This is a genomic window from Rhodococcus sp. NPDC003318, assembly GCF_042879035.1.
Taxonomy (GTDB): domain Bacteria; phylum Actinomycetota; class Actinomycetes; order Mycobacteriales; family Mycobacteriaceae; genus Rhodococcus_G.
In genome coordinates, this window is sequence record NZ_JBIAOU010000024.1 from 46542 (window position 1) to 68260 (window position 21719).

Sequence of the window (21719 nt, forward strand, 5' to 3'; positions counted from 1 at the left end):
TCCCCGGACGACGGGGAGCCGAGCCACGCGGTTCCAGTCGCTTCGCCCGACGAACGCCTCGTCGAGGGCACGCGCGTCTCCGTCAGCGGGTATTGCCCTCGGTCAGCGGTGGCGCTCGGCCCCGCTCATCCGGTGGTCGGTGACGTCAGGACGCGGTAGCCGCATTCGTGGAGACTGCGGTGCTCCTCCCAGCGGCGCGTCGTCCACTCGCGGTCGGTGTGGGCGGCGGTGACCGCCGCGGTCGTGGAGGCGTGCAGGTCGAACTCGAGGTCACGGCGGAGTTCCGCTCGACCCTCGTCACCGGCGTCGGGGGCGGTGATGCGCGCGATCGTGTCGGCGACCTGACGGTCCGCGTCGACGAGGATGCGGCGGTGGGCTCGAGGCAGCACCCCCCACATCACGACGAGTGCGACGGACACCCCGATGACGGTCTCGAGGAACCGGTCGCGCGAGACGACGGCGATGTCGCCCGGGTCACCGGCGCCACCGAGAATCATCGCGAGCGGGGTCAGTGCCGCTATCGCCAACCCGTAGTGCCGGACCAGGAAGGCCTCGATCCCGGCCATCAGCATCGCCAGCACGACGATCAGGAGCACGCCGTGCAGGTCCAGCAGCGACAGGGCCACGAGCAGCACGAGGCCGAGCAGCGTGCCGACGAACCGGTGCACGGCCCGATAGGTGCCGAGCACCCGGTCGGGGCCCTGGTGCAGGATCATCGCGGTGGTGATCACGGCCCAGTCCGGGCGGCCCACCCCGAACAGCACCGCGGTCGAGCCGGCCACGAGGCAGGCGACGACCAACCGCGCCACCACGGTCGCGGTTCGGCCCCGGGGATGCGCGGCCAGCGCGAGGCGGTGCCGGATCGACGGTCTGCGCAACGGGATCTGCGCCCGCAGGTCGTCCTCGGACGCAGCCGACTCGTGCGGGACGCCGTGCAGCACCGCGGCGCACCGCACATGCGCCGCCCGCAGTGTCCGGGTCAGCGGGTGGTCCGACTCGACCAGGCGGGCGTCGTGAAGGCACTGCCACGCGGAGTGCAACGACCGGACGGCTTCTCGGCGGTGGGCCGGCGAGTTCTGTTCCAGGACGGCGTCGACGGCTGCCAGCGCCGCGGCGACCTGCGCCCGTTCGGCGGTCCGCGGACGGAGCACCACACCGGACATCGCCACCACCAGCGCCCAGACCGCCCCGATCGCCGTCCACGCCACGACGCTGGGGACGGGAATCCCGGCCGTGGGCAACGTGGACGAGATCACCACCGACAGCAGCAGCAGGAACGACCCGGGCGCACCGAGCCGGAGGGCGTCGACGACGAACGCGGCCACCGCGACCACGACCGTCATCACGAGCACCAGCAGCATCGGCCACCACCCGGACCCGCCCGCGTCCAGCGCCCGGTGCACGGTCGATCCGACGGTGGCCCCGGTACCGGCCAGCGCGACGAGCGCGGCGCCGACGAACGCCACCGTCCACCAGCGCACCCGATACGGTTTGCCCTCCCCGTAAACCACAGCGAAGGCGCCGAGCGTGGCAACGGCGGCGGCCGATCCCGCCCCGCACGCGAGGCCGAGCAGTCCGGGCAGGGCGACCGTCACGGCGGCGCGTACGACACCCGGCCAGCGGCGCCCGCTGCGCGGTACCGACAGCAGAGCCGTCCACGGCGCCGCGGGGGCGGGGATCGGCAGGGTCTGTGCGTGAGTGCTCGTCCCGTTGCTCGACACAACCGTTCAGGCTACGAACGGGCCCGTCCCGGCACGGAACCCACGTGCGGCGATGAGGCACAGGTCACGGACGAATCGGTCAATTCGACCGGTACGACATGATCGAGGCCCACCCGCGCAGTGCGGATGGGCCTCGACTCGCCGGGACTCTATCCCGCGGCCTGGGCGGCGGGCGTCGTCGTGACCACCGGCGTCGTCGCGTCCTGGGTGGTCGCGGGCTGGGTGGTCGCGGGCTGGGTGGTCGCGGGCTGGGTGGTCGCGGGCTTCTCGACGCTCGTCTCGGCCGGCACGGTGGTGGCCGCGGCGGCGGGTGACGTGGTGGGGGCCGCCGATGCCGACACGCTCTGCTGGGCCGGGGCGACCGGAGCCGGGCTGGTCGTGCCGCTGGGCGCGACCGCGGCGACCTTCGCCGCAGGCGAGGAGGTCGTGGCCGTCGTGGTGGGCGCGGCGGCGGTGGTCGGGGCGACGGTCGCAGTCGGGGTCGGCGTGACGAGCGGCTTGCCGTCCCGTGCGTCCTCCGCGAGCTGAGTCAGCCACTGCGCCGCGTACTCGGCGGACGTGAGCGGTTGGCCGTCGGTCGCGTCGTTCCAGTAGTCGAAGTGGTGACCCGTGTCGGGGCCGAGCGTCAGCTGGTAGGGGTCGCTCAGCACGACCGGGATCGTGTTCTGGTTCGTCACGATCAGGTTGACGATCTCGTTGAACACCTTCTCCGGCAGGTACGCCAGCGGGGACATGTCCTCGGCGTCGATGGAGTCGGCGGCGTCCTCGGCGGGCAGCGGCGTGGTGGCCTTGCTCGGGTCGTACGCCGGATCGGACACCTGGAGCAGCACGTCGAGGAACGTCTGGTTGCTGCGCATCCAGTTCGGGTCGGACTGGATCACTGCGAACGCGTCGTAGGCGATGCGGCCGATGACCGTGGCGACGTCGATGCCCGTCGCCGGCGTCAACCCTTCCTTCTCGAGCGAGTCGATGTTCAGCTGCCTACCGACGTTGACGGCCAGTTGCAGCAGCGAGATGTTGTCGGGCGCCGCGCAGGTGAGGTCGCCGTCCGAGCAGAACGCCGCGACCTTGCCGGCCAGGGCGCCGAAGTCGTCGCCGCCGGTGCCGGTGACGGCGCCCGCACCGCCGGCCGCGTTCTCCCCGGTCTGGTACTGGGTGTCGAAGCCGTCGGGGTTGCTGTACGGATTCTGCGCGCCCGGGAACGGACCCTGGTCGACGGCGCGGCCGGCGTCGGCGAAGATCACCACACCGACGACGTTCGTGGGGTCGACGATCTCGTAGCCGTCGGATCCGTCCTGGTGACCGATGTTCATCGCCACGCGGCGGGCGACGTCGGCGCCTTCGCTGTAGCCGACGATCGAGAACCGGGTGTTGGGGCAGGAGACGCGGATCTCCTCCATCACCTGCTGGGTGTTCTCCACCCCGGCGGCGACGGCGTCCTCGTAGCTGTCCATGTTCGCGGGGTAGGCGATGTAGAGGTTCGCGTACGACCCGGGCTTGACCGTGTTGACGGCGGCGGGAGCGTTGGCCACCGGGTCCACCCAGTGGCTGCTGTAGTCGTCCGACAGAGCAGCGGGCAGCGCGTTGCCGTCGGCGTCGACGAGCCGGGGCACGGTGTCGGGCGGGGTGTCGGTGCGGCCGGCGATCGACACCGTCACCATGTCGTGGCATTCCGTCGTCGACGCGGTGAGCTCGGTCTCGACGGACGACTGTGGTGGGGCGAACGCCACCCAGGCCGTCGCGACGGCGGCGACGCCGAGCGCGGTCGGTGCCGCGACCGCCGAGATGAGCCGATGCCGTGTGATGAAGCCGCGAAGTGTCATGTCCGCTCCCAATCCGTCACTCTCAGGCGACGTGCGGACAACGCGTGCCGTGCGGTCGCGCCACGTCATGGGGGTTGTCGGGTCTGCGAGTCCCGGCGTTACAGACAATACCCACAACCCCGGCCTAATTCGTCCGTTGACCACTTGTCTGACAAGTAGTAGCGTGCGGACCACGGAATCGACACCCCGCCGACTGTCGGCCACCCTCGGTACCAGCCGTTCCGCCCTCTGCGAGGCCGTCAGGCAGCTCGCCCGCGCCCACCTGCTGGACATCGCCCGAAACCTGGAGAAGCTGCAGTGACCACAGCACACGCCGGTCCCGTGTTGTCCGTCGACGACGTCACCGTCGTCCGCCAGGGGCGCGCCCTCCTCGACGGCATCAGCCTCGACGTCCACGCCGGGCAGCAGTGGGCACTGCTCGGACCCAACGGCGCCGGGAAGTCGACGCTGCTCGCCCTCTGCGGTGCGCGTCTGCATCCGACCCGGGGAACCGTCCACGTACTCGGACATCGACTCGGCCGGGTCGACATGCGGTGGCTGCGCACCACGATCGGGCACGTCGACCCGCGCTCGCGGATCGAGCCGTACCTGACGATCCGCGAGGTGGTGCTGACCGGGCTGCACGCCGCGTCCGCCCTGCCGCGGCACTGGTCCCCCACCGACGCCGAATCGGACCGCGCCGACGAACTGCTCGACGCGTTGGGACTGACCTCGAAGGCGAACAGCGTGTGGGAGGTGCTGTCCCAGGGCGAACGAGGTCGGACGCTGATCGCTCGCGCACTGATCACCGAGCCGCACCTGCTGCTGCTCGACGAACCGACCACCGGCCTCGATCTGGCGGCCCGCGAGATCCTGCTCCACGTCGTCGCCGATCTGCGGGTGCTGCAGCCGGACCTGGCCACGGTGCTCGTCACCCACCACCTCGAGGAACTTCCGACCACCACGAGCCACGCGATGGTCCTCGCCGAGGGGAAGGTGCTCGCCGCCGGTCCGGCCGCGAGCACCCTGACGTCGGACGTGGTCTCGAAGGCATTCGACCATCCGATCCGGATCGACCGCCACCGGGGACGGTGGTCGGCGACCAGCGCGGCCCGGCCCGAGTAGGGCCCGGACCGGGCGGGTCATCAGCTGTCGCCGGTGGCCCTCCCCCGCCCGACCGACAGACCCACGCCCACGACGGCGAACGCTGCGCTCGCACCCAGCGCTGCCCACGCGAGTGCCCGGCGCGTGTCCAGTGCCTCCTCGCAGGCTCCCGAGCGGACGGAACCGGAGGCCTTCGCGGTCGACGCCACCGGACTGCCACAGTCGACACCGTCCGCCCGGATACCGGCGAGCAGCAGGATCACCCCGGACAGCAGGCAGACGAGCGCGACGGCGACGATCACCCGCACGGAGGTCGATCCGCGCCCGGCGACGAGGTCGGCACGGCATCCCGCCTGCGGATTGGTTGTCATGATTCGATCCAATCAGACAAACCACGCATTTGCTGAATCATTACCGCTGAGGCATTCTGCGAACTCGGCCGCCATCCGAAGGCCGGCCGGGGCAGAACGATTCCGGTGAGCCGCGGATCTCGTTGGCACGCGGGGCCCCCGAAAGCCGCTCTGCGCACCAGAAAGAAGTCCCGCCGGACACACGAAGTGCCCGGCGGAACGGCGTCGCACGCGTCGGGGGTGCGGACGACGCAAACGCGATACTAACCGATGATCGAAATTACTGTGCAGTAACTGACGTGAGCGGCGTGGCGCTGAAACCGGACGCACGTCCTCGTCATCGACCGGGATGCGCCGTGCCACAAGTCGAACGCGGCCAGCGATCGAGCGCGCCGACCGATTGAACGCGCCGCCGTTCGGGTACCGCATCCACATGAAACAACTCGACACGCTCCTGCGTCCACCGTTCGCGCTCGCGTCCGCGATTCGCCACGCCCGGGTGTTCCACGCCCACGGCGTGACGGCACAGGGCCACGCGGAGCTCGGTTCGCACTGGTGGCCGGTCCAGGGCCGGATACCGGTCACCGCCCGACTGTCCAAGGGGCTCGGACTGCCCGGGCCGTTGCCCGACTTTCTCGGACTCGCGGTGCGGCTGCACCTGGCCGGAGGCCCCTGGGACCTTCTGCTGGTGACGGCCCAGTCCCGCATCATCCTGTGGCCGGCGCTGAGCTGGTCTCGCGCCCGCTACAGCAGCGTGACCGCCTTCCGGACGCGCGACACCGAGGCCCTCACCTGGATGCTCGCCGAGCCGGAGGCCGGGCAGCCCGGAACCGGTTCCCTGGCGGCACTCGCCGACGGCGATGCGCCTCACTTCACGCTCTCGCTGGCCCGCGCCCGTGGTCCGGCGAAACCGGCCGGCCGTCTGTCGCTCGATCTCCCCACCGACGTACCGGACGACTTGCAGCCGTCGTTCGACCCGGTGCTCAACCGTCCCGACGGCGTGGACATGTGGCCCGAGTGGGTCGCCGACGCGCGTCGGGCGGCGTACGGAGCGGGCCGCGCCGGCCGTGACACCGAAGCGCCGACACCGCCGTGGGACACCCGGGCCTGACCGTCACCACACGATCACCGGGCAGCGAAAGGCATTACGAGACAGATGAACACATCGACCGACCCGGCGCCGACGGCACCGGAACCGCAGTCGACGTCAGCACCGCACCTCCCGGCCGCGGGAACCGGGATCAGTACCGCCGAGATCAAGGCACGCATCGAAGCGATGTTCGACGACGACCCCGACCCGACTCGGGAAGGAGCCACCTGAGCCGTCCGTAGCCCGAGCATCACCCACCGAATCAGCGGATCGCGATGCTCACTCGGCCGGGGCGAAGACTGGTACGCGGAAGTCCCCGCCCGGGTGATCGACGATCCGGACGCGCACGGGCATTCCGATCCACACCCGCTCCGGGTCGACGTCGACGAGTCGGGTGGACAAGCGTATCCCGTCGGTCCCGTCGAGCTCGGTGACGGCGATGACGTAGGGCACTTCGAAACCCTCGACGGCCGGATGCCGGACGATGATGAAGCTGTAGACGATGCCGGTTCCGGGCACCGGCTCGAAGGACACCTCATTCGCGCACTGCGGGCACACTTCCTGGGGCGGGTGCATCCACGTCCGACATTCCCGGCAACGACAGATGCGCAGCTCACCGGATGCGGTGGCGTCCCAGAACCCTTGCGAGTCGGGGTCGGGTGTGGGTTGCGGTCGCCGCGCCTCGCTCGCGGCCACCGACGTCGTCGCACTCATGGCTTGTCCTTCCCGTAGATCACGGCGCCGCCGAAGGGTCCCGCCCCGGCGGTGGCCAGCGCGGTCCGCGCATTCTCGACCTGGCGGACGCCGGCTTCACCCCGCAACTGCAGCGCCGCCTCGTAATGGTGATTCAGCCCGTGGATGTACCCCTCGGACAGCAACCCGCCGTGCGGATTGACGACAACGTCTCCCCCGTAGGTCGCGCGGCCGTCCCGGAAGAAGTCACCGACCTCTCCGGGCTTGCAGAAGCCGTAACCTTCGAGTGTTGCCAGGACCGTGTAGGTGAAGCAGTCGTACATGCAGGCGACGTCGATGTCTTCCGGACGCAGCCCGGTCTCGTTCCACAACCGGGGGCCGGCCTTCGCGCTGTACATCTCGGTCATGTCGGGCCACTGGTCCCAGCCCGTGGTGCCGTGCGCATCGATCGAGCCCCGGATCCACACGGGTGCCTTCGCCGTGTCCGCCGCGACCTCCTCTGAGGCGATGACGATGGCCACGGCGCCGTCGACCTCGAACGTGCAGTCGTAGAGCCGGAAGGGGTCGAACACCACCCTGCTGTCGAGGTACTGGTCGAGAGTGAGCGGGTCGCGGGCGATGGCATGGGTGTTCGGCACGGCGTGGGCGCGCTGGGTCACCGCGATGGCACCGAGGTCCTCGGCCCTGGTCCCGTAGGTGTGCATGTGGCGTCGGGTCCACATCGCCAGCCACTCCGGCGGCACGATGTAGCCGTGGGGAGCAGTGAACTGCGCCGGTCCCGTGTACCGGCGGTCGGAGCTCGCGGTGCCGAATCGGTAGCCGGAGCGCCCGTTGAGCGACCGGTACATGATCACGACGTCGGCGAGCCCGGACTCGACGGCCGCGGACGCCGTTCGCACCATCGTCGCGACGGCCTGACCACCCGCGGACATGTCCACGTACCAAGGGAGTTCGCTGATGCCGAGCGCACGAGCCACCTCGAGAGGTCCGGTGGAATCCGCGAACTGGAAGTCGATGATGCCCCGCACTCGGGAAGCGGGCAGCCCCGCGTCCGCGAGAGCCAGGCGGGAGGCCTCGGCCGCCATGGCGAGGGTGGTGCGGCCGGAGTTCCTGGTGTACTCGGTCCTACCGATTCCCACTATTGCTGTGCTCACGTCCTGCTCCTCGTCGTGCATCGTCCGGCGGCCACGACTTCGTTTCCACACCGACGAAGAGGCTGCACATGGTTCGAAATCGTGGGAGACAGACAGCGAAGTCTCCGACGTCGCCCACCACTGCCAAATTCACCAAACCGCCGTCTAGAATCAAGTTCGGTGAGTTGCCCACAGGTTATGTGATCAAATTAACGTAGTCAACTATGTAGTACAGAGGTGGCACAGTGGGAACGAAGGGAACCGTCAGCGTGCGGACCAGTCGCCAGGAGAAGACCAGGGCGACGCGACGCCAGTTGCTCGACGCGGCAGCGAAGATCTTCGCGGTGCACGGCTACGAGAAGACAGGTGTCGCCGACATCGTCGCCGCCGCCGAAGTCAGCGTCGGCACGTTCTACCACCACTTCGACAGCAAGAACGCACTGTTCGAGGAATTGTGGAGCGAGTTGCGTGGCACCCTCAACGATGCGGTCGCCGCGGCCCAGGAATCTGCTCGTAGCGCAGTGAGATCCGCTCGAAGCGGGGGCGTCACGGACGAGAGCGAACTCTTCGACCGGGGTGCCCGAGCCTACTTCACCTTCATGTGGAAGGAACGAGAGACCGCCCGGGCATTCTTCTTCGGGGGCCTTCCGGCCCAGTTCGCCGAAACTCGACGCAGAGACGAGTACTCCTGGATCGCGGAGAACTCCACGATGTTCCGCAGCCCCGACACCCCCACCGACAGAATCGTGAACAAGTTGATCGTGTCCGCGGTGTCGGAGTCCCTCGTGGAGATCATGCAGTGCTCCGACGATGCCGAGGCGGAGACCGCCATCACCGCAGCCATACACATCGTGGCGGCGGTCGACCGCCTCGGCTCACCGTCCTCTCCGATGGGCCTGCGGATCTGAGCTACACGTCCCAGACGAGCGGGACGGCACTCGGGCCCGAGCTACGGCCGAACTCGGTGATGGTTGCGTCGTCGGCGAGTCGGTAGGTCGGAATGCGCCTGTGCCATTCCTCCAGCGCAATTCGCAGTTCGAATCGCGCGAGATGCGAGCCGAGGCAGCGATGCGGACCGGCACCGAAACCGAGGTGGTTGTTCGGCTTCCGGTCGATCCTGAAGGTCTCGGCGCCCTCGAACGCTGCCTCGTCGCGAGTGGAGGCCTTGAGCGGCAACTGCACCATCGAACCGGCCGGGATGGGGCAGCCGGCCACCTCGACGTCCCTGGTCACCTTGCGTGACGGGATGATGAACGAATAGAACCGCAGGATCTCTTCGATCGCGGAGGGAATGACCGCAGTGTCGTCGACGACGCGTTGACGGTCGTCCTGGTGGGTGGCGAGGTGGTAGAAGGCGTACCCCAGCGCGGCGGCGACCGTGTCCAGTCCCGCTTGGAACATGAAGTAGTAGTACGACTTCAGTTCTTCGTCAGTGACCGGTCGTCCGTCGAACTCGTACTCGAGCGCCTTGGAGATGAGGTCGTCGGCAGGGTTCCCGCGCCGCTCCACGATCACGTTCTCGAAGTATTGGATCACCTCGGCCATCGCGGCCGACCGCCGACGAAGGATCTCCTCCGGGTTGTTCCCCGCACCGTGGAGGATGTCAGCCTCCCACGCCATGAACTTCTCGAGGTCTTCGACGGGAAGCCCCAACAACTCGAGGAAGATGGTGGTCGGATAGCGGTAGGAGAAGTCCTTGATCACATCGCACGAGCCCCGTTCTGCGAACGAGTCGATGATCTCGATTGCGCGTTGCCGAACCTTGTTTTCGAGCTTGTCCACCGTCTTCGGAGCGAAGGTCGGTCCGAGTTGCCGCCGCCACTGCAGGTGCTCGTTGCCGCTGAGCATGTGCGGGATCCACAGGTAGGACGGGTTCGGATCCAGCACGGTGACGGCCTCCGTGGAGAAGGTCTCCCAATCCTGGTATGCCGCAAGGATGTCCTCGTGTCGCGTGAAGACGAAGAAACCCGGCCCGAAGTCGCTCCGAACAACCGCGGCCTCCTCACGGAGCCCGTCGTAGAGGGCCGTCCACTCCCCCATCGGCTTGATCTCGATGGGAGAGATGTGCTTGACGGGGCACACACCCGTTTTCGGCTCGGTGGTGCTCATCTTCCACTCCTTCTGTTTCAGGGCAGGCATTTCACTGCAGGGTGATTGCTCGTTCGGGGCAGGCAGCGGCGGATTCACGGGCGCGACCCTGCGCCTCGTCCGGGATCTCGAACTCGGACCGCAACGCGTAACCGCTGTCGTCGATGTCGAACAGTTCCGGATCGGTCTGGTAGCAACGGGCGTGACCGGAACACTTCTTCAAGTCGATGAGGGCTTTCATCGGCGCTTCCCTTTCGGCACATAGAAGCAGGGCGCGGTGGGCGAATTCACCTCTAGAACAGTGTTCGGTGAATGAGCACCAATGTAGGTGGTCCACATGACCGGGTCAACCGTCTCGGGAACTGAGCCAGACATGGCGACTGATCACACGAGGTATACCATGTGACCTGAGTCATATATATTGGGTTTCACCATGCGGCCGAACCGATTCGGCCATCCGACCACGGATACGAGTTCATCTGGAGCACCGCCCCTCTCGTCACCTTCCGCAGAAACGAGGACAAGAGCCGCATGACGACCGACATACCCTTCGCCCCCGGTTCGGTGTCGCTCGGTCACTACGTCCACGACTTCCTCCCCCCACATGACATCGTGTCGACATTCGTCGATCACGCGGTCCTCGCCGTCAGGTCGGGCTTCGACGGCGTGACCGTGAGCGAGCACCACGCCGGCTATCCCACGTACCTACCGAATCCGCTCCAGGCGACGGGCTGGATGCTCGACGCGATGCCGCGCGGATGGGCGGGCGCCTTCCCTCTCCTGCTGCCACTGCGCCCTCCCGGCGTCGTGGTCCAGGAACTGGCCTGGCTCCACGCACGCCACCCCGGACGAGTCACCGCAGGATTTGCCGCGGGGTACGTCCAGCGCGACTTCGACGCCTGCGGAGTCCCTTTCGCGGACCGGAACTCGCGTTTCCGCAGCTCCCTCGACTTCGTCGCCGCCGAGCTGTCCGGGCCCTCGGAGCGGTTCACCGGTGATCGTGTCGTGGAGGCAGCGGCCGCGGCACGCATCCCGATGTTGGTGGCCGCCAAGGGACCACAAGCCGTCGCCCGCGCTGCCACACTCGGGTTCGGCCTGTCGGTTCCACTTCACGACCCGGCAGAGCTCGCCGCGGTCCACGAACAGTACATTGCGGCAGGCGGAACGGGGCCACGCGTCCTGATGCGTTGGGTGTGGCTGGGCGATCCACCGGAATCGGCAATCCGCAGTTGGGAAGAGGCACACACCACCTCGATCGACGGCGGCAAGCGCACCGAAGCGATGCGGGTCGCGTCCGCACCCGACCCGCACCAACTGGCGGCCCAGGTCGTCGAGGAGATGCGGGCCGGTGGAAGCACCGCACTGAGCATCCGCGTCCACCTTCCCTCGGTCGGACCCGCCCGGGCGGCAGAACAGATCGAGGCGATCGGCGGCGAGGTCGTGCCGATCATCCGAGCCATGCTCGCGAGCTGAGACATCGCTGCGGGCAACACAACTTCAGGGATCGACACCGACGAGACCCTGGAGCTGGGGCATCTTCATGCACCAGTTGGATATTTCGAGAAGCACAGGAGCAAGGAAATGAGATCTCGACGTGTCATGGCGACGATTGCGTCTGCCCTCGTGACAGGCGTGACCTTGGCGGGCTGCACGGGTTCGTCCGGAGACTCCGGCGACCCTGCGGGCGAACCGAAGAGCGGCGGCACGCTGTCCTGGGCCGTGACCGGAGAGACCGCGTCGATGGACCCGGCCGTCTGCAGTACGGTTGCGCCCCCGCGGTGTTCGACGATCTTCGGCACCCTGATGCGCTACGACAGCGAGACCGCCGAGTTCGTGCCCTACCTGGCCCAGTCGTTCGACAGCGAGGACGGACAGCACTGGACCCTGAAGCTGCGGGAGGGAACCACGTTCAGCGACGGGACCCCGTTCGACGCAGCCGCCGTGGTGTTCAACTGGGACCGGATCAAGAATCCCCAGACGCTGTCGCCTGCGGCAGGCGTGACCGCCGGCATGACGTGGCAGGTGGTCGATCCCCTCACCGTCAGCGTGGCTTTGGAGTCGCCGAACTATCAACTGCCGTGGCAGCTGGTCAAGGGCCTCGGCGCGATCGGCTCCCCGACCGCGATCCAGGCTGCCGGTGCGGAAGTGGGGAACAAGCCGGTCGGAGCCGGCCCGTTCGTGCTCACACAGTGGATCCGCAACTCGCAGATGGAGCTCACCCGCAACCCCAACTACTTCGAGGAGGGCCTGCCCTACCTCGACGGTCTGATCACCAAGCCGATCAACTCCGACGAGCAACGACTCAATGCCCTGCGCAGCGGCGAGATCGATGTCGACACGTCGTTCTCCGCGGAGGACACCGCCACCGTGGAGGCCGAGGGCGGCTACGACATCTACGAAACCCCGTTGGTCGGCGGTAGCGGAGTGATGTTCAACTACGCCGATCCGGCCATCGCGGACCCGGATCTTCGCAAAGCCATCCAGCACGCCATCGACGGGACCCAGATCAACAAGGCCGTGACCCCGAGCGAGGAAACGGTGAAGACGTTCCTCCCGACCGACGACGACTCGCTCGGCACCCTCCCGACGACGGATCTCTCGGAAGCGCAGCGACTCTTCGACAGCTATCTGAAGAGGACGGGCAGGACCGGTGAAACCATCTCCCTGCTGACGTACGCGGGCTTCCCGCAGATGGAGCAGACTTCCCAACTGCTCCAGGCGCAGATTCAGAAGATCAACGGATTGACCGTCGCGCTCGAGCCTGTCGACAACACAACCATGCTCAAGCGGAAGAGGCAGCACGAGTTCCAGATCGTGGTCACCAGCAACCTGTCCGTCGACGAGGACCTGCTGTACGACCTCTTCCACACGGGTGGATCACTCAACGCCATGAACTACTCGAACCCGAAGGTCGACGAGGCCCTCGAGATCACCCGCAAGTCCGGGGAACCCGACGAGGTCGCCAAGGCCTACGAGGTCGCCAACGGCGAGATCTCGAAGGACGCTCCGTTCCTGATCTGGCGAAACATGTCGGGCTACATCTACGCGGATCAGAAGGTCCAGGGAATCGCCGCGACCGGCACCGCCGCAGGCGCCGCGTTCGAGTGGGAGCGGGCGTGGCTCAACTGATCCGGCGGGTCGCCGCGAAATCACCCGTACCGCAAGGTCGGCTTCGAACTGCGTGAGTCCAACCTGCTGCGGTTCTCACTCACCGAGTGACCAGACCCCCGAGCACCGGCTTCCTGTCGAGGACACCTCGACAGGAAGCCGGGAGCGGTCACACGCCCAGCTCGGTGAGCAGACGACCGAGCCACGCGACGGATTCCGCAGCGGCCTCCCGGTGTCCGCGCTCGTCGATGCTCGGGCCGCTGAGTTCCAGGTCGAAGGTTCCCGTGTACCCGGCGGCCAGCAGCCACTCCACGACCTGTCGGACCGGGACGTCGCCGGCGCCGGTGACGGCGCGGCAGGGCAGCGACCGCATGCCCGGGGTCATGTCGCTGAGCTGGACGTGCGAGACGAGTTCGATGTTCTCGCGGATCTCGTCGCGCAGCTCGGCCTCGGTCCAGACGTGGAAGACGTCCAGGCACACGCCCATTCCCGTACGCCTGCCCAGCAGGAGCGCGTCGTGGAAACTGTGCACGAAGTTGAGGTCGGCGTAGAGCCAGTTGGTCGGTTCCAGCGCCACGGCGATACCCTTGCCTGCGGCGTACTCGACGAGATCCGCCGTGATCTCGGCGTACGCAGCGGCGTTCTCGTCCCAATCGGCGAAGACGCGGCGGCCGGTCAGGGTGTAGATGGTGCCGGCGCCGACCGCGGCGGCCTGGTCGATGTCCGCGCGTGCCTGGAGAACCTGGTCCTCGATGTCGGCGCCGGGCGTCAGGTCGAAGCGAAGGAGAGCTGTCGTCGTGACCACGTCGACGCCGTGCTTGCGGCTCGCCGCGGCGACCGCGTCGGCACCGACCTCTCGGACCTTCGCCGACGTCAGCGATGTCTTCGAGACGCCGAGTCCGCCGACCACCTCGATCACGTCGACGGCCGACAACGTCGGAAAGCACAGTCCGCTGACGGACACTCGCGGGTGTGTCCGGTCGGCGGCCAGCTCGAGGTTCACGTTGTTCCGCCTGTGATCACGGGACTTGCCGGTTCACGGAACGGGGCTCGGGTGTCACGTGTGGCAGCCGCGGGCTCTCACACGCCGGAGTTCGGCGGCGGCATCGAGGACACTCCGCGCACCGGAGACGGCGAGCCGGGCGCACTCCCGCGCCGGCGTGCCCGCCACTGCCAAAGACCGCATCGGCGCTTCGACGCCGATCACAGGGAGGGCTGGTAGTGCTGCGAGGATCTCAACCAGCGGCAGCTCGCCCTCGCCGGGCACGCGACGGTCGATCGAGTCGTCTCGGTAGGCGGGGTTGCGCTGCGCGAGCGTGTTGTCGCTGAGCCGGATGTAGCCGACCCATTCGTCGTCGAGCATCACCAGCTCCCCCGGGCCATGGCCGGAGCGGAAGGCGTGCATCGTGTCGACGAGGAGGGTGAAGTCCGGGCGGTTGACGTGCCCGACAGCCTGCAGAGCCGTCGGCAGATCGGACACGGTGAGCGACTTCGCGAACTCCGTCGTCGTGGCCATGCCTCGGCCGGCGGCCATCTCCGCGAACAAGGCCAGCTGGTCGAAGCTACGCGGCAGGTCGGGGTCGACGGCCACGGCGTTGACCCGGGTAGCCCCGAGCTCGGCCATCACGTCCAGGTCCGCACCTGCGTCCCGGAGGTCGTGGCCGGGTCGTACGACAAAGCCCTCACCCAGCGAGATCGAGACGTCGTGATCCTGTAGCGCCGAGATGAAACGCCGACGCAGAGGAACATCTTCGAGCAGGGAGTAGGCCGGGTATCCGTAAGGGTTGTCCGGTCCACCACCACCGGCCACCTTCATCGAGATGTGACGGCATCCGAGATCCGCCGCCACCTGGACGAACTCGACCGGCGGAAGGCCCAGCACGGTTTGATATTCCACACCGAGTTCGGTCATGAATGTCCTTTCGGCAGATCAGCCAATCTCATGTGGCACCTTCGGCCCCTTCGAGTGCATCGCGCAGACCATCGCCGAACGTCGAGAAGGCAAGCACGGTCAGCACGATCATCACAGCAGGCGCGACGATCAGTCCCGGCGCAGTGTAGACGTTGTCGAAGGCCTCGCGCACCATCGAACCCCACGACGTCTGCGGCGGTTGCACTCCGAGACCGAGGAAGCTCAGACTCGCTTCGGCGACGATCGCGAGGCCCGCGGCGAACGACAGCTGGACGAGCAACGGCGACGACGCGTTGGGCAGCACGTGGTTCCACAACAATCGGCGCTTGCTGCACCCGAGGGCCCGGGCTGCCTCGATGTACGTCTCCGTCGCCACCGACTCCGCGGCACCCCGGGCCAGCCGGTACAGGGCCGGCGCCATGACGAGGCCGATGGCGACCATCGCGTTCGTCAGGCCCGGTCCGAAGATACCGATGATCGCGACCGCGAGGATGAGCGGGGGAAGCGATTGCAGAGCATCCGAGATGCGGCTGAGCGCGCCACCGGACCAACCACCGACGAATCCCGCGAACAGGCCGGTGGGGATGCCGATGAGCGCGGCGACGCCCACCGCCTGGACGACCGCGAGCAGTGTCACACTCGCGGACGCGAGCAGCCGACTCATCACATCTCGGCCGTAGACGTCGGTGCCCAGCCAATGACTGCCCGACATGCCGGCCAAGCTGTTGCTCAGATCCTGGGCATTCGGGTCGTACGGCGCGATCGAGCTCCCGAAGATCGCCATGAACAGAACCAGCAGGAGAAATACCAGCGAGAGCATGGCCAGCGCGTTGCGACGAAGCAGCCGAAGCGGTCGAGACGTACGGAGAGTGTGAACCACACGGCCGCCGAACGAGTGGCGTGTGCGGACCACCGGGCCGTCGGATTCCGAGGGCGCACTGATCTCACTCATGAAGCGTGCCTTTCTGCGGCGACCGGATCAGACCCGGACCCGTGGATTGAAGTACCCGTAGGCAATGTCGACGATCAGGTTGATGAGCACGATCGCGATCGCCATCACCATCACGATGCCGAGGATCACCGGAATGTCCTTACTGAAGACCGAATTCACGGCCAGCGTCCCGAGTCCCGGAAGCGCGAAAACGAACTCGACCGTCACTGCGCCGGCGAGCACCCTACTGACCTGCAGACCGAGCACCGTCGCGATCGGCGCACCGGCCACCTTGAGCGCATGCTTGCCCACGATCTGCTTCGTGCGCAATCCCTTCGCCCGCGTGGTCCGGATGAAGTCCTTGCCGAGGGTGTCGACCATTGCGGCGCGGGTCTGCCGCGCCACCTCTGCTGTGGAGATCGCGGCGATCGCGAGGGCCGGGAGGATCAGATGCTGAAGCCACACGCCGAATCCGTCGGCGAGGGGTGCGTATCCCGTTGCGGGGAAGACCGGCGCCGAGATGGCCAGCGCGATCACCAGGACCAGACCGATGATGAACGGCGGAATCGCCATCGCCACCGCAGAGACCGCCGTGAGCGCCCGATCGAGCGGTGAGTTGGCGCGCATCGCCGCGATGATGCCGATCGGTAGGCCGAGCAGGATGACGATCGCCATCGTCACGACGGTGAGTGACAGGGTGATGGGAAGTCGGTCGGTGAGGATCTGTGTGACGGACTGCGAACTGTACAGCGACGTGCCGAAATCACCGGTCAGGATGTTGCCGAGCCACTCGAGATACCGGACGATCAGCGGCTGGTCGAGACCGAGCTGCTGCCGTAGCGCTTCGATCTCCTGGGCGCTGGCGTTGTCACCGGCGAGGCTGGTCGCGGCGTCCCCGGGCATGAGGTCCACCAGCATGTAGACGAAGAAGCTCAGGATCAGCAACAAGGGGATCGCCGACAGCAGTCGCTTGGCGAGCAGAGTGACCATCATGCCTCCTGCGCGGGGACGGCGCGGCGGCGGCGCCGGGCCCTCGGGTCCGGCACTGCCGAGACCAGCGATTTGGTGTACGCGTGTTGGGGGTTGTCGAACAGCTCTTCCGCGGTTCCCGTTTCGACGACCTCACCGCGGTACATCACCACGACCCGGTGTGCGAGAAACCGGACGAGGGACAGATCGTGCGAGATGAAGATGTACGCCAGACCCCGCTCCTCCTGCAGATCCAGCAGCAGGTTGAGAACCTGAGCCTGGATCGAGACATCCAGGGCGGCAACAGGTTCGTCGCAGACGATGAAATCCGGGTCGAGGGTGAGCGCTCGGGCGATCGCGATCCGCTGCAGCTGGCCTCCGGAGAACTCCCGCGGGTACTTGTCCAACTGATCCTCGCGCATGCCGACGCGCTGGAGGATCTCGACGACACGGCGGTCGCGCTCCTCCCCCGACAACCCGAAGTGGATCGACAGCGGCTCACCGACCGCGTTGCGGATCGTCATGTGCGGGTCCAGGGAGCTGAAGGGATCCTGGAAGATCATCTGGGCCCGCCGCCGGAAGGTCAGGAGCTCCTTGCCCTTCAGCTTTCGGACATCCTGCCCGTCGAACAGGATCGTGCCCGCGTCGGGCTCGATGAGGCGAAGGACCTGCCGCCCGATCGTCGACTTGCCCGCGCCCGATTCTCCTACGATGCCGAGGGTTTCACCGCGTCCGACGGTGAAACTGACATCGTTGGACACCACGGTTCGCTCGGTGACCCGCCCGAACAGGTTGCGCTTGGCCGGGAACGACTTGCGCAGACCTGTGACCTCCAACAAGGGGCTCATCCTGCCAGTCCCTTCAGACTCAGTTCGCCGTCGCGCACACAGCGCACTGCCCGTCCACCGCCGACCCCGCCGAGAACGATCGGCTCGACATCGCACCGACCGACCTTCGCGTGTTCACACCGTGCCTGGAACCGACACGTCTGCGGCCAGTCCCACGGCGCCGGCACCGCGCCCGGGATCGACGACAGACGGGCTCCCTTCGTGCGGGCGTCCGGGATGGCGGCGAGAAGCCCCTCGGAGTAGGGATGTCGCGGGTCCTCGAACAGGTCGTCGATCAAGGTCGACTCGACAACCTGCCCGGCGTACATCACCGTCACCTGGTCGCACATCTCCGCGACGACACCGAGATCATGGGTGATGAAGAGAATCGAAACGTCGTACTCGTGCTGCAGATCCTTCATCAGCCGCAGCATCTCTCGCTGCACCGTCACGTCCAGCGCCGTCGTGGGCTCGTCTGCGATCAGCAGCTTCGGACGACACACCATCGCGATCGCCAGCATCACGCGCTGACACATTCCGCCCGAGAACTCGTGCGGGTACGCCTTCGCACGATTGCGGGCATCGGGAATACCGACCGCGTCGAGCATCTCGATCGCCCGGGCGAACGATTCCCTCTTCGACGAACCCTGGTGCCGACGAACGACTTCCGCGATCTGGTCACCGACGGTGAAGGAAGGCGAGAGGCTGCGCCGCGGTTCCTGGAAGACCATCGACACGTCGACACCCCGGATGTTCGACATCTGCGACTCGGGCAGTCCGACGATCTCTCGTCCGGCGATACGAATCGACCCACTCACCCGGGAACCTCGCGGCGGCAACAGTCCCATCGCGGCCAGCGACGTGACTGTCTTGCCGGAGCCGGACTCCCCGACGAGTCCCACCGTGACACCGGGCGGCACGCGCAGCGACACTTCGTCGACCACACGGGTCCATCCATGGTCGGTGTGGAACTCGACGGAGAGGTTGTCGATCCTGAGAATGTCGTCATCGACCCTTTCGGGCACGGACAACGGAGCAGCTGTTGACATGGAGGTTCTCCTCGGGCCGGTCACGGACGAAGCGGCGACGGGCGCGGTCCGGACGGAGGGGCATCGAGATGATGTGTGTCACACCATACTCCAGAAATCGGCCAACTTCTATGCCTATTAACACTTGGTAATAGATGAGCTGAGGGTCTGATGCGAGACAACCCCGGCCCGACATGAGTCGGACCGGGGTGAGGCGTCTCCGTCGGGGTGCGACGGAGTGGGCTTACCTTTCGGCGGCCCGGCTGTGTGGAATCGCTGAGCCGTTCGAATGGATCACTTCGCGATACCCACGTAGCGTAGATCCAACACACCGGTGTAGTGCGAGACACCCATGTCGGACGCTCCGATCACCTTGTCCGAGAACGCGTAATTCGTTCCGACCGAACAGATGAAGACGTCGAAGGCATTCTCGACGGCAACAGCGGATGCCGCCTCCAGCGCGGTGGTTCGCTCGTCGTCCGAGGCTGCAGGAGCGAACGCCGGGGCCAGCGCCTGGGTGAACTCGGGCGGCACGGTTCCGGGGAAGAGGCGCGGAACGGTGTAGTTGCGGTTCAGGTACTGCGCGGGCGTGGGATCACCGACCCGGAGATTCACCACCGCAGGTTCAGCCTTCGCGGCAAACTGCGCTGTCATCTCGACCAGATCGACCGGCTTGACGTTCATCGTGACACCGATGGCCGCGAACTGAGCCTTCAAGGCAGCAGCGATGTCGTCCTGGGGAGACAGTCCCGCACCGACGAGCGCCGTGAAGGCAAGGTTGTTGACGCCCGCCTCCGCGAGCAGGCTGCGCGCCTTGTCGGGGTTGTAGGTGTAGTCGACCGGAGGCGTCGCCAGATGTCCGTCCAGCCCGTCCCGAATCGGCTGGTTGGCGGGAGTGCACTGATTGTTGAGCAGGGATGTGTTGATCCCGTCACGATCAACCGCGAAGTTCAGCGCCTGTCGTACCCGCGCGTCGGACAGTTCGGGACTGGACGTGTTCATCTGTACGGCGTACAGCTGGTTCGAGGGATAGCTGAAGTACCCGAATCCGGAGCCGAGCGTCGATGCCTGCTTGTACTGGCCGATCTTGGAGAGCATCAGGTCGACCTGACCGGACCGCAGCGCGTTCAATCGTGCATTGTCGTCGACGATTCCGATGATCGTGATGGTCTTCGCCATCTGGGCTGCGGGATCCCAGTATCCTTCGCGCCGTTCGTATGTCGCCGAGTCGCCGATGCGGACGGAGGTCGCCACATAGGGCCCCGAGCCGACCGGCTTGACGTCGAGGTCGGGGTTGTCCAGCGCATTCGGGCTGATCAAGGACGCCTCCACGCCCGCGAGGACGTAGGGCAGATCCGCGGCGGGGCGCTTCGCAACGATCGCGAGATGAGTCGGATCAACCACCTCGACTGATTCGATCATCGAAAACGTCGATGCGACAGTCGATCCCGGGGTCTTGATGGCATGGTCAAGGGTGGCCTTCACCGCCGCCGCATCGAGGGCAGCGCCGTCGGAGAAGGTGATTCCCTCACGCAGCGTGAAGACGACTCTCCTGCCGTCTGGCGAGAACTCCCACTTCGTCGCCACCATGGGAGCGAGTTCGAGCGTGCCGTCGGTGTCGATCATCTGGGTGAGCCGGTCGTATACCGGAGCGAGATATGCGTACGCGGCGGGCGCCGATGGCATCTTGTGTGGATTGAGCGCGGGAGTAGGCACCGTCGAGGCGGCGCGAAGGGTGCCGTTCGGATCCGCATCGGAGACCGGAGCACCGACCGATCCGCTCGCAGCCTGGGACCCACCGCCGGTACCACCGCCAGCACAGGACGACAGTACGAGTGCCGCGGCGGCAATCGCGGCACCCTTGAGAAGGACTGAACGTGTGATCAAGCGTGACACCACTTCCGTAATCGTCAAGCGGAGTTGGACATTGGACGATCAGAGACGGCCGGGGCGCCGCAGGTCCTCTGGAACCCAGTTGGGCGCGCGTCGCTCCGAGAACGCCTTCCACCCTTCGACGAACTCGGGGCCACGCAGACTCGCGGCAAAACCGATCCGGTCCTGCAAGCCGATGTAGGAGTCCAGGACCCGCTTGACCTGCAACCGAGCGTCGGGCGCCGTCGACGCGGCGTCGGTGAGCACCGAGGTGGCCGTACTCATGAGCTCCTCATCCGGAACGACGCGAGAAATGAGGCCCCACTCCACCGCCTCCCGTGCGGTGAGCACCCGACCGGTCAGCATCAGGTCCTTGGCCCGGACCGGACCGACCATGCGGGGAAGCATCTGGGCGTAGTACAGATCGGCGATCCCCCGGAACAACTCCGGAACGCGGAAGGTCGCACTCTCCGCGGCCACGGAGATGTCCGAGCACATCGCGATCATCAGGCCACCGCCCTGGCAGATGCCGTTGATGGCGGCCACCACCGGCTTCACGCTGGTGCGCAACGTGTCGAACGGGAGCACGTCGACCAACGAGAAGTCCATCCAACTGTCGGGCGTTCGCCGACCCAGGTCGCCGCCGGGAATGAAGACGTCGCCGACTCCCGTGATGACCATGCCACTGAGTTCCGGATCTGCATCGACACGCTTGACCGCATACCGAATTCCGAAGTACATCGCATTGGTGAGTGCATTGCGCGCTTCCGGTCGATCGACGACCAGATGGGCGAAGGACCCCTCGCGACTCAGTCGCAGGTAGGGGGTTCCGGTGTAGTCACCCGATGGCGGCGGAGCATTCAGGTGAGTGGGTTGCGCTGCCGACGTCGTTTCTGTCATGGGGTTCTCCGAAATCTCGGTCCGAACGGATTGCGGGACTTGTTGCCGTGATGCGAATTTCGCGATCACCGAACAGTTGCGCCCCGAGTGTCCGGCTCAGTTGCGGGGGAAGTTGAGGAGGGCGCGGGCGTTGGTTTCGACCATTTTCTCGACTTCGTCGTCGGGGACGTCGATCATGGCGTCCTGGACCT

Annotated in this window: 22 protein-coding genes; 7 read left to right on the forward strand and 15 right to left on the reverse strand. The window is 66.8% G+C overall.

The genetic code is table 11. The features are described from left to right. Window positions 1-125: 125 nt before the first annotated feature. Window positions 126-1721, reverse strand: coding sequence for an FUSC family protein (locus ACFYVR_RS24100; RefSeq protein WP_387477995.1), 1596 nt, complete (start codon window positions 1719-1721; stop codon window positions 126-128). Between the two features lie 149 nt (window positions 1722-1870). Next, a complete protein-coding gene (locus ACFYVR_RS24105; RefSeq protein ID WP_387477998.1) occupies window positions 1871-3544 on the reverse strand; it encodes a cutinase family protein in 1674 nt (557 codons plus the stop codon). A 163-nt stretch (window positions 3545-3707) separates the two neighbouring features. Between ACFYVR_RS24105 and ACFYVR_RS24110 the strand changes: the two genes are divergently transcribed. Then, the gene (locus tag ACFYVR_RS24110; protein WP_387478001.1) at window positions 3708-3845 is read left to right on the forward strand and encodes a hypothetical protein; all 138 of its coding nucleotides are present in this window, start codon (window positions 3708-3710) and stop codon (window positions 3843-3845) included. Beyond that, window positions 3842-4648 (forward strand): ABC transporter ATP-binding protein, encoded by an 807-nt coding sequence (locus ACFYVR_RS24115; protein WP_387478004.1) that lies wholly within the window; start codon window positions 3842-3844, stop codon window positions 4646-4648. Before ACFYVR_RS24110 ends, ACFYVR_RS24115 begins: the two co-directional genes overlap by 4 nt. A 20-nt stretch (window positions 4649-4668) precedes the next feature. Here ACFYVR_RS24115 and ACFYVR_RS24120 read toward each other — a convergent pair whose 3' ends face one another. Beyond that, the gene (locus ACFYVR_RS24120) at window positions 4669-4998 is read right to left on the reverse strand and encodes a hypothetical protein (protein ID WP_387478006.1); all 330 of its coding nucleotides are present in this window, start codon (window positions 4996-4998) and stop codon (window positions 4669-4671) included. Between the two features lie 412 nt (window positions 4999-5410). Here ACFYVR_RS24120 and ACFYVR_RS24125 point away from each other — a divergent pair, with 412 nt between their 5' ends. Together ACFYVR_RS24125 and ACFYVR_RS24130 are read left to right on the forward strand one after the other, a co-directional pair. After that, on the forward strand, window positions 5411-6088 hold the full coding sequence (locus ACFYVR_RS24125) for a phosphodiesterase (RefSeq protein ID WP_387478009.1): 678 nt from the start codon (window positions 5411-5413) through the stop codon (window positions 6086-6088). 45 nt (window positions 6089-6133) lie between these two features. After that, window positions 6134-6298 carry a hypothetical protein gene (locus ACFYVR_RS24130; RefSeq protein ID WP_387478012.1) on the forward strand — a complete coding sequence of 55 codons (165 nt, stop codon included), beginning with the start codon at window positions 6134-6136 and terminating at the stop codon, window positions 6296-6298. 48 nt (window positions 6299-6346) lie between these two features. Here the strand turns inward: ACFYVR_RS24130 and ACFYVR_RS24135 are convergent, their stop codons facing one another. Together ACFYVR_RS24135 and ACFYVR_RS24140 are read right to left on the reverse strand one after the other, a co-directional pair. After that, a complete protein-coding gene (locus tag ACFYVR_RS24135) occupies window positions 6347-6781 on the reverse strand; it encodes a Zn-ribbon domain-containing OB-fold protein (protein ID WP_387478015.1) in 435 nt (144 codons plus the stop codon). After that, window positions 6778-7914 (reverse strand): nonspecific lipid-transfer protein, encoded by a 1137-nt coding sequence (locus tag ACFYVR_RS24140; RefSeq protein WP_387478017.1) that lies wholly within the window; start codon window positions 7912-7914, stop codon window positions 6778-6780. The genes ACFYVR_RS24135 and ACFYVR_RS24140 overlap by 4 nt, the downstream gene beginning before the upstream one ends. A 224-nt stretch (window positions 7915-8138) precedes the next feature. Here ACFYVR_RS24140 and ACFYVR_RS24145 point away from each other — a divergent pair, with 224 nt between their 5' ends. Beyond that, window positions 8139-8801, forward strand: a complete 663-nt coding sequence (locus tag ACFYVR_RS24145; RefSeq protein ID WP_387478019.1) for a TetR/AcrR family transcriptional regulator — start codon at window positions 8139-8141, stop codon at window positions 8799-8801. A 1-nt stretch (window position 8802) separates the two neighbouring features. Here ACFYVR_RS24145 and ACFYVR_RS24150 read toward each other — a convergent pair whose 3' ends face one another. Both ACFYVR_RS24150 and ACFYVR_RS24155 read right to left on the reverse strand, forming a co-directional pair. Next, complete coding sequence (locus ACFYVR_RS24150; RefSeq protein WP_387478021.1) at window positions 8803-10002, reverse strand: cytochrome P450; 1200 nt, start codon at window positions 10000-10002, stop codon at window positions 8803-8805. Between the two features lie 31 nt (window positions 10003-10033). Beyond that, window positions 10034-10222 carry a ferredoxin gene (locus ACFYVR_RS24155; RefSeq protein WP_387478023.1) on the reverse strand — a complete coding sequence of 63 codons (189 nt, stop codon included), beginning with the start codon at window positions 10220-10222 and terminating at the stop codon, window positions 10034-10036. A 290-nt stretch (window positions 10223-10512) separates the two neighbouring features. Between ACFYVR_RS24155 and ACFYVR_RS24160 the strand changes: the two genes are divergently transcribed. Both ACFYVR_RS24160 and ACFYVR_RS24165 read left to right on the forward strand, forming a co-directional pair. After that, window positions 10513-11454 carry an LLM class flavin-dependent oxidoreductase gene (locus ACFYVR_RS24160; protein WP_387478025.1) on the forward strand — a complete coding sequence of 314 codons (942 nt, stop codon included), beginning with the start codon at window positions 10513-10515 and terminating at the stop codon, window positions 11452-11454. A 150-nt stretch (window positions 11455-11604) separates the two neighbouring features. Further along, window positions 11605-13110, forward strand: a complete 1506-nt coding sequence (locus tag ACFYVR_RS24165) for an ABC transporter substrate-binding protein (RefSeq protein WP_387478028.1) — start codon at window positions 11605-11607, stop codon at window positions 13108-13110. 148 nt (window positions 13111-13258) lie between these two features. On the opposite strand, the gene ACFYVR_RS24170 is transcribed toward ACFYVR_RS24165, so the two are convergent. The 8 genes from ACFYVR_RS24170 to ACFYVR_RS24205 form a co-directional block, all read right to left on the reverse strand. Beyond that, window positions 13259-14092, reverse strand: coding sequence for a sugar phosphate isomerase/epimerase family protein (locus tag ACFYVR_RS24170; RefSeq protein ID WP_387478031.1), 834 nt, complete (start codon window positions 14090-14092; stop codon window positions 13259-13261). A gap of 54 nt (window positions 14093-14146) precedes the next feature. Continuing rightward, on the reverse strand, window positions 14147-15001 hold the full coding sequence (locus ACFYVR_RS24175) for a sugar phosphate isomerase/epimerase family protein (RefSeq protein ID WP_387478034.1): 855 nt from the start codon (window positions 14999-15001) through the stop codon (window positions 14147-14149). A gap of 28 nt (window positions 15002-15029) precedes the next feature. Then, window positions 15030-15821, reverse strand: coding sequence for an ABC transporter permease (locus ACFYVR_RS24180; protein WP_387478036.1), 792 nt, complete (start codon window positions 15819-15821; stop codon window positions 15030-15032). Window positions 15822-15980: 159 nt separating this feature from the next. Then, window positions 15981-16925 carry an ABC transporter permease gene (locus ACFYVR_RS24185; protein ID WP_387478038.1) on the reverse strand — a complete coding sequence of 315 codons (945 nt, stop codon included), beginning with the start codon at window positions 16923-16925 and terminating at the stop codon, window positions 15981-15983. Beyond that, entirely contained in the window at window positions 16922-17749 is an 828-nt protein-coding gene (locus tag ACFYVR_RS24190; RefSeq protein WP_387478040.1) for an ABC transporter ATP-binding protein, read from the reverse strand. Before ACFYVR_RS24190 ends, ACFYVR_RS24185 begins: the two co-directional genes overlap by 4 nt. Next, window positions 17746-18777 (reverse strand): ABC transporter ATP-binding protein, encoded by a 1032-nt coding sequence (locus tag ACFYVR_RS24195; protein ID WP_387478042.1) that lies wholly within the window; start codon window positions 18775-18777, stop codon window positions 17746-17748. Before ACFYVR_RS24195 ends, ACFYVR_RS24190 begins: the two co-directional genes overlap by 4 nt. A 273-nt stretch (window positions 18778-19050) precedes the next feature. Beyond that, window positions 19051-20670, reverse strand: a complete 1620-nt coding sequence (locus ACFYVR_RS24200; RefSeq protein WP_387478044.1) for an ABC transporter substrate-binding protein — start codon at window positions 20668-20670, stop codon at window positions 19051-19053. A 21-nt stretch (window positions 20671-20691) separates the two neighbouring features. Then, entirely contained in the window at window positions 20692-21528 is an 837-nt protein-coding gene (locus ACFYVR_RS24205) for an enoyl-CoA hydratase/isomerase family protein (RefSeq protein WP_387478047.1), read from the reverse strand. Window positions 21529-21719 lie beyond the last annotated feature (191 nt).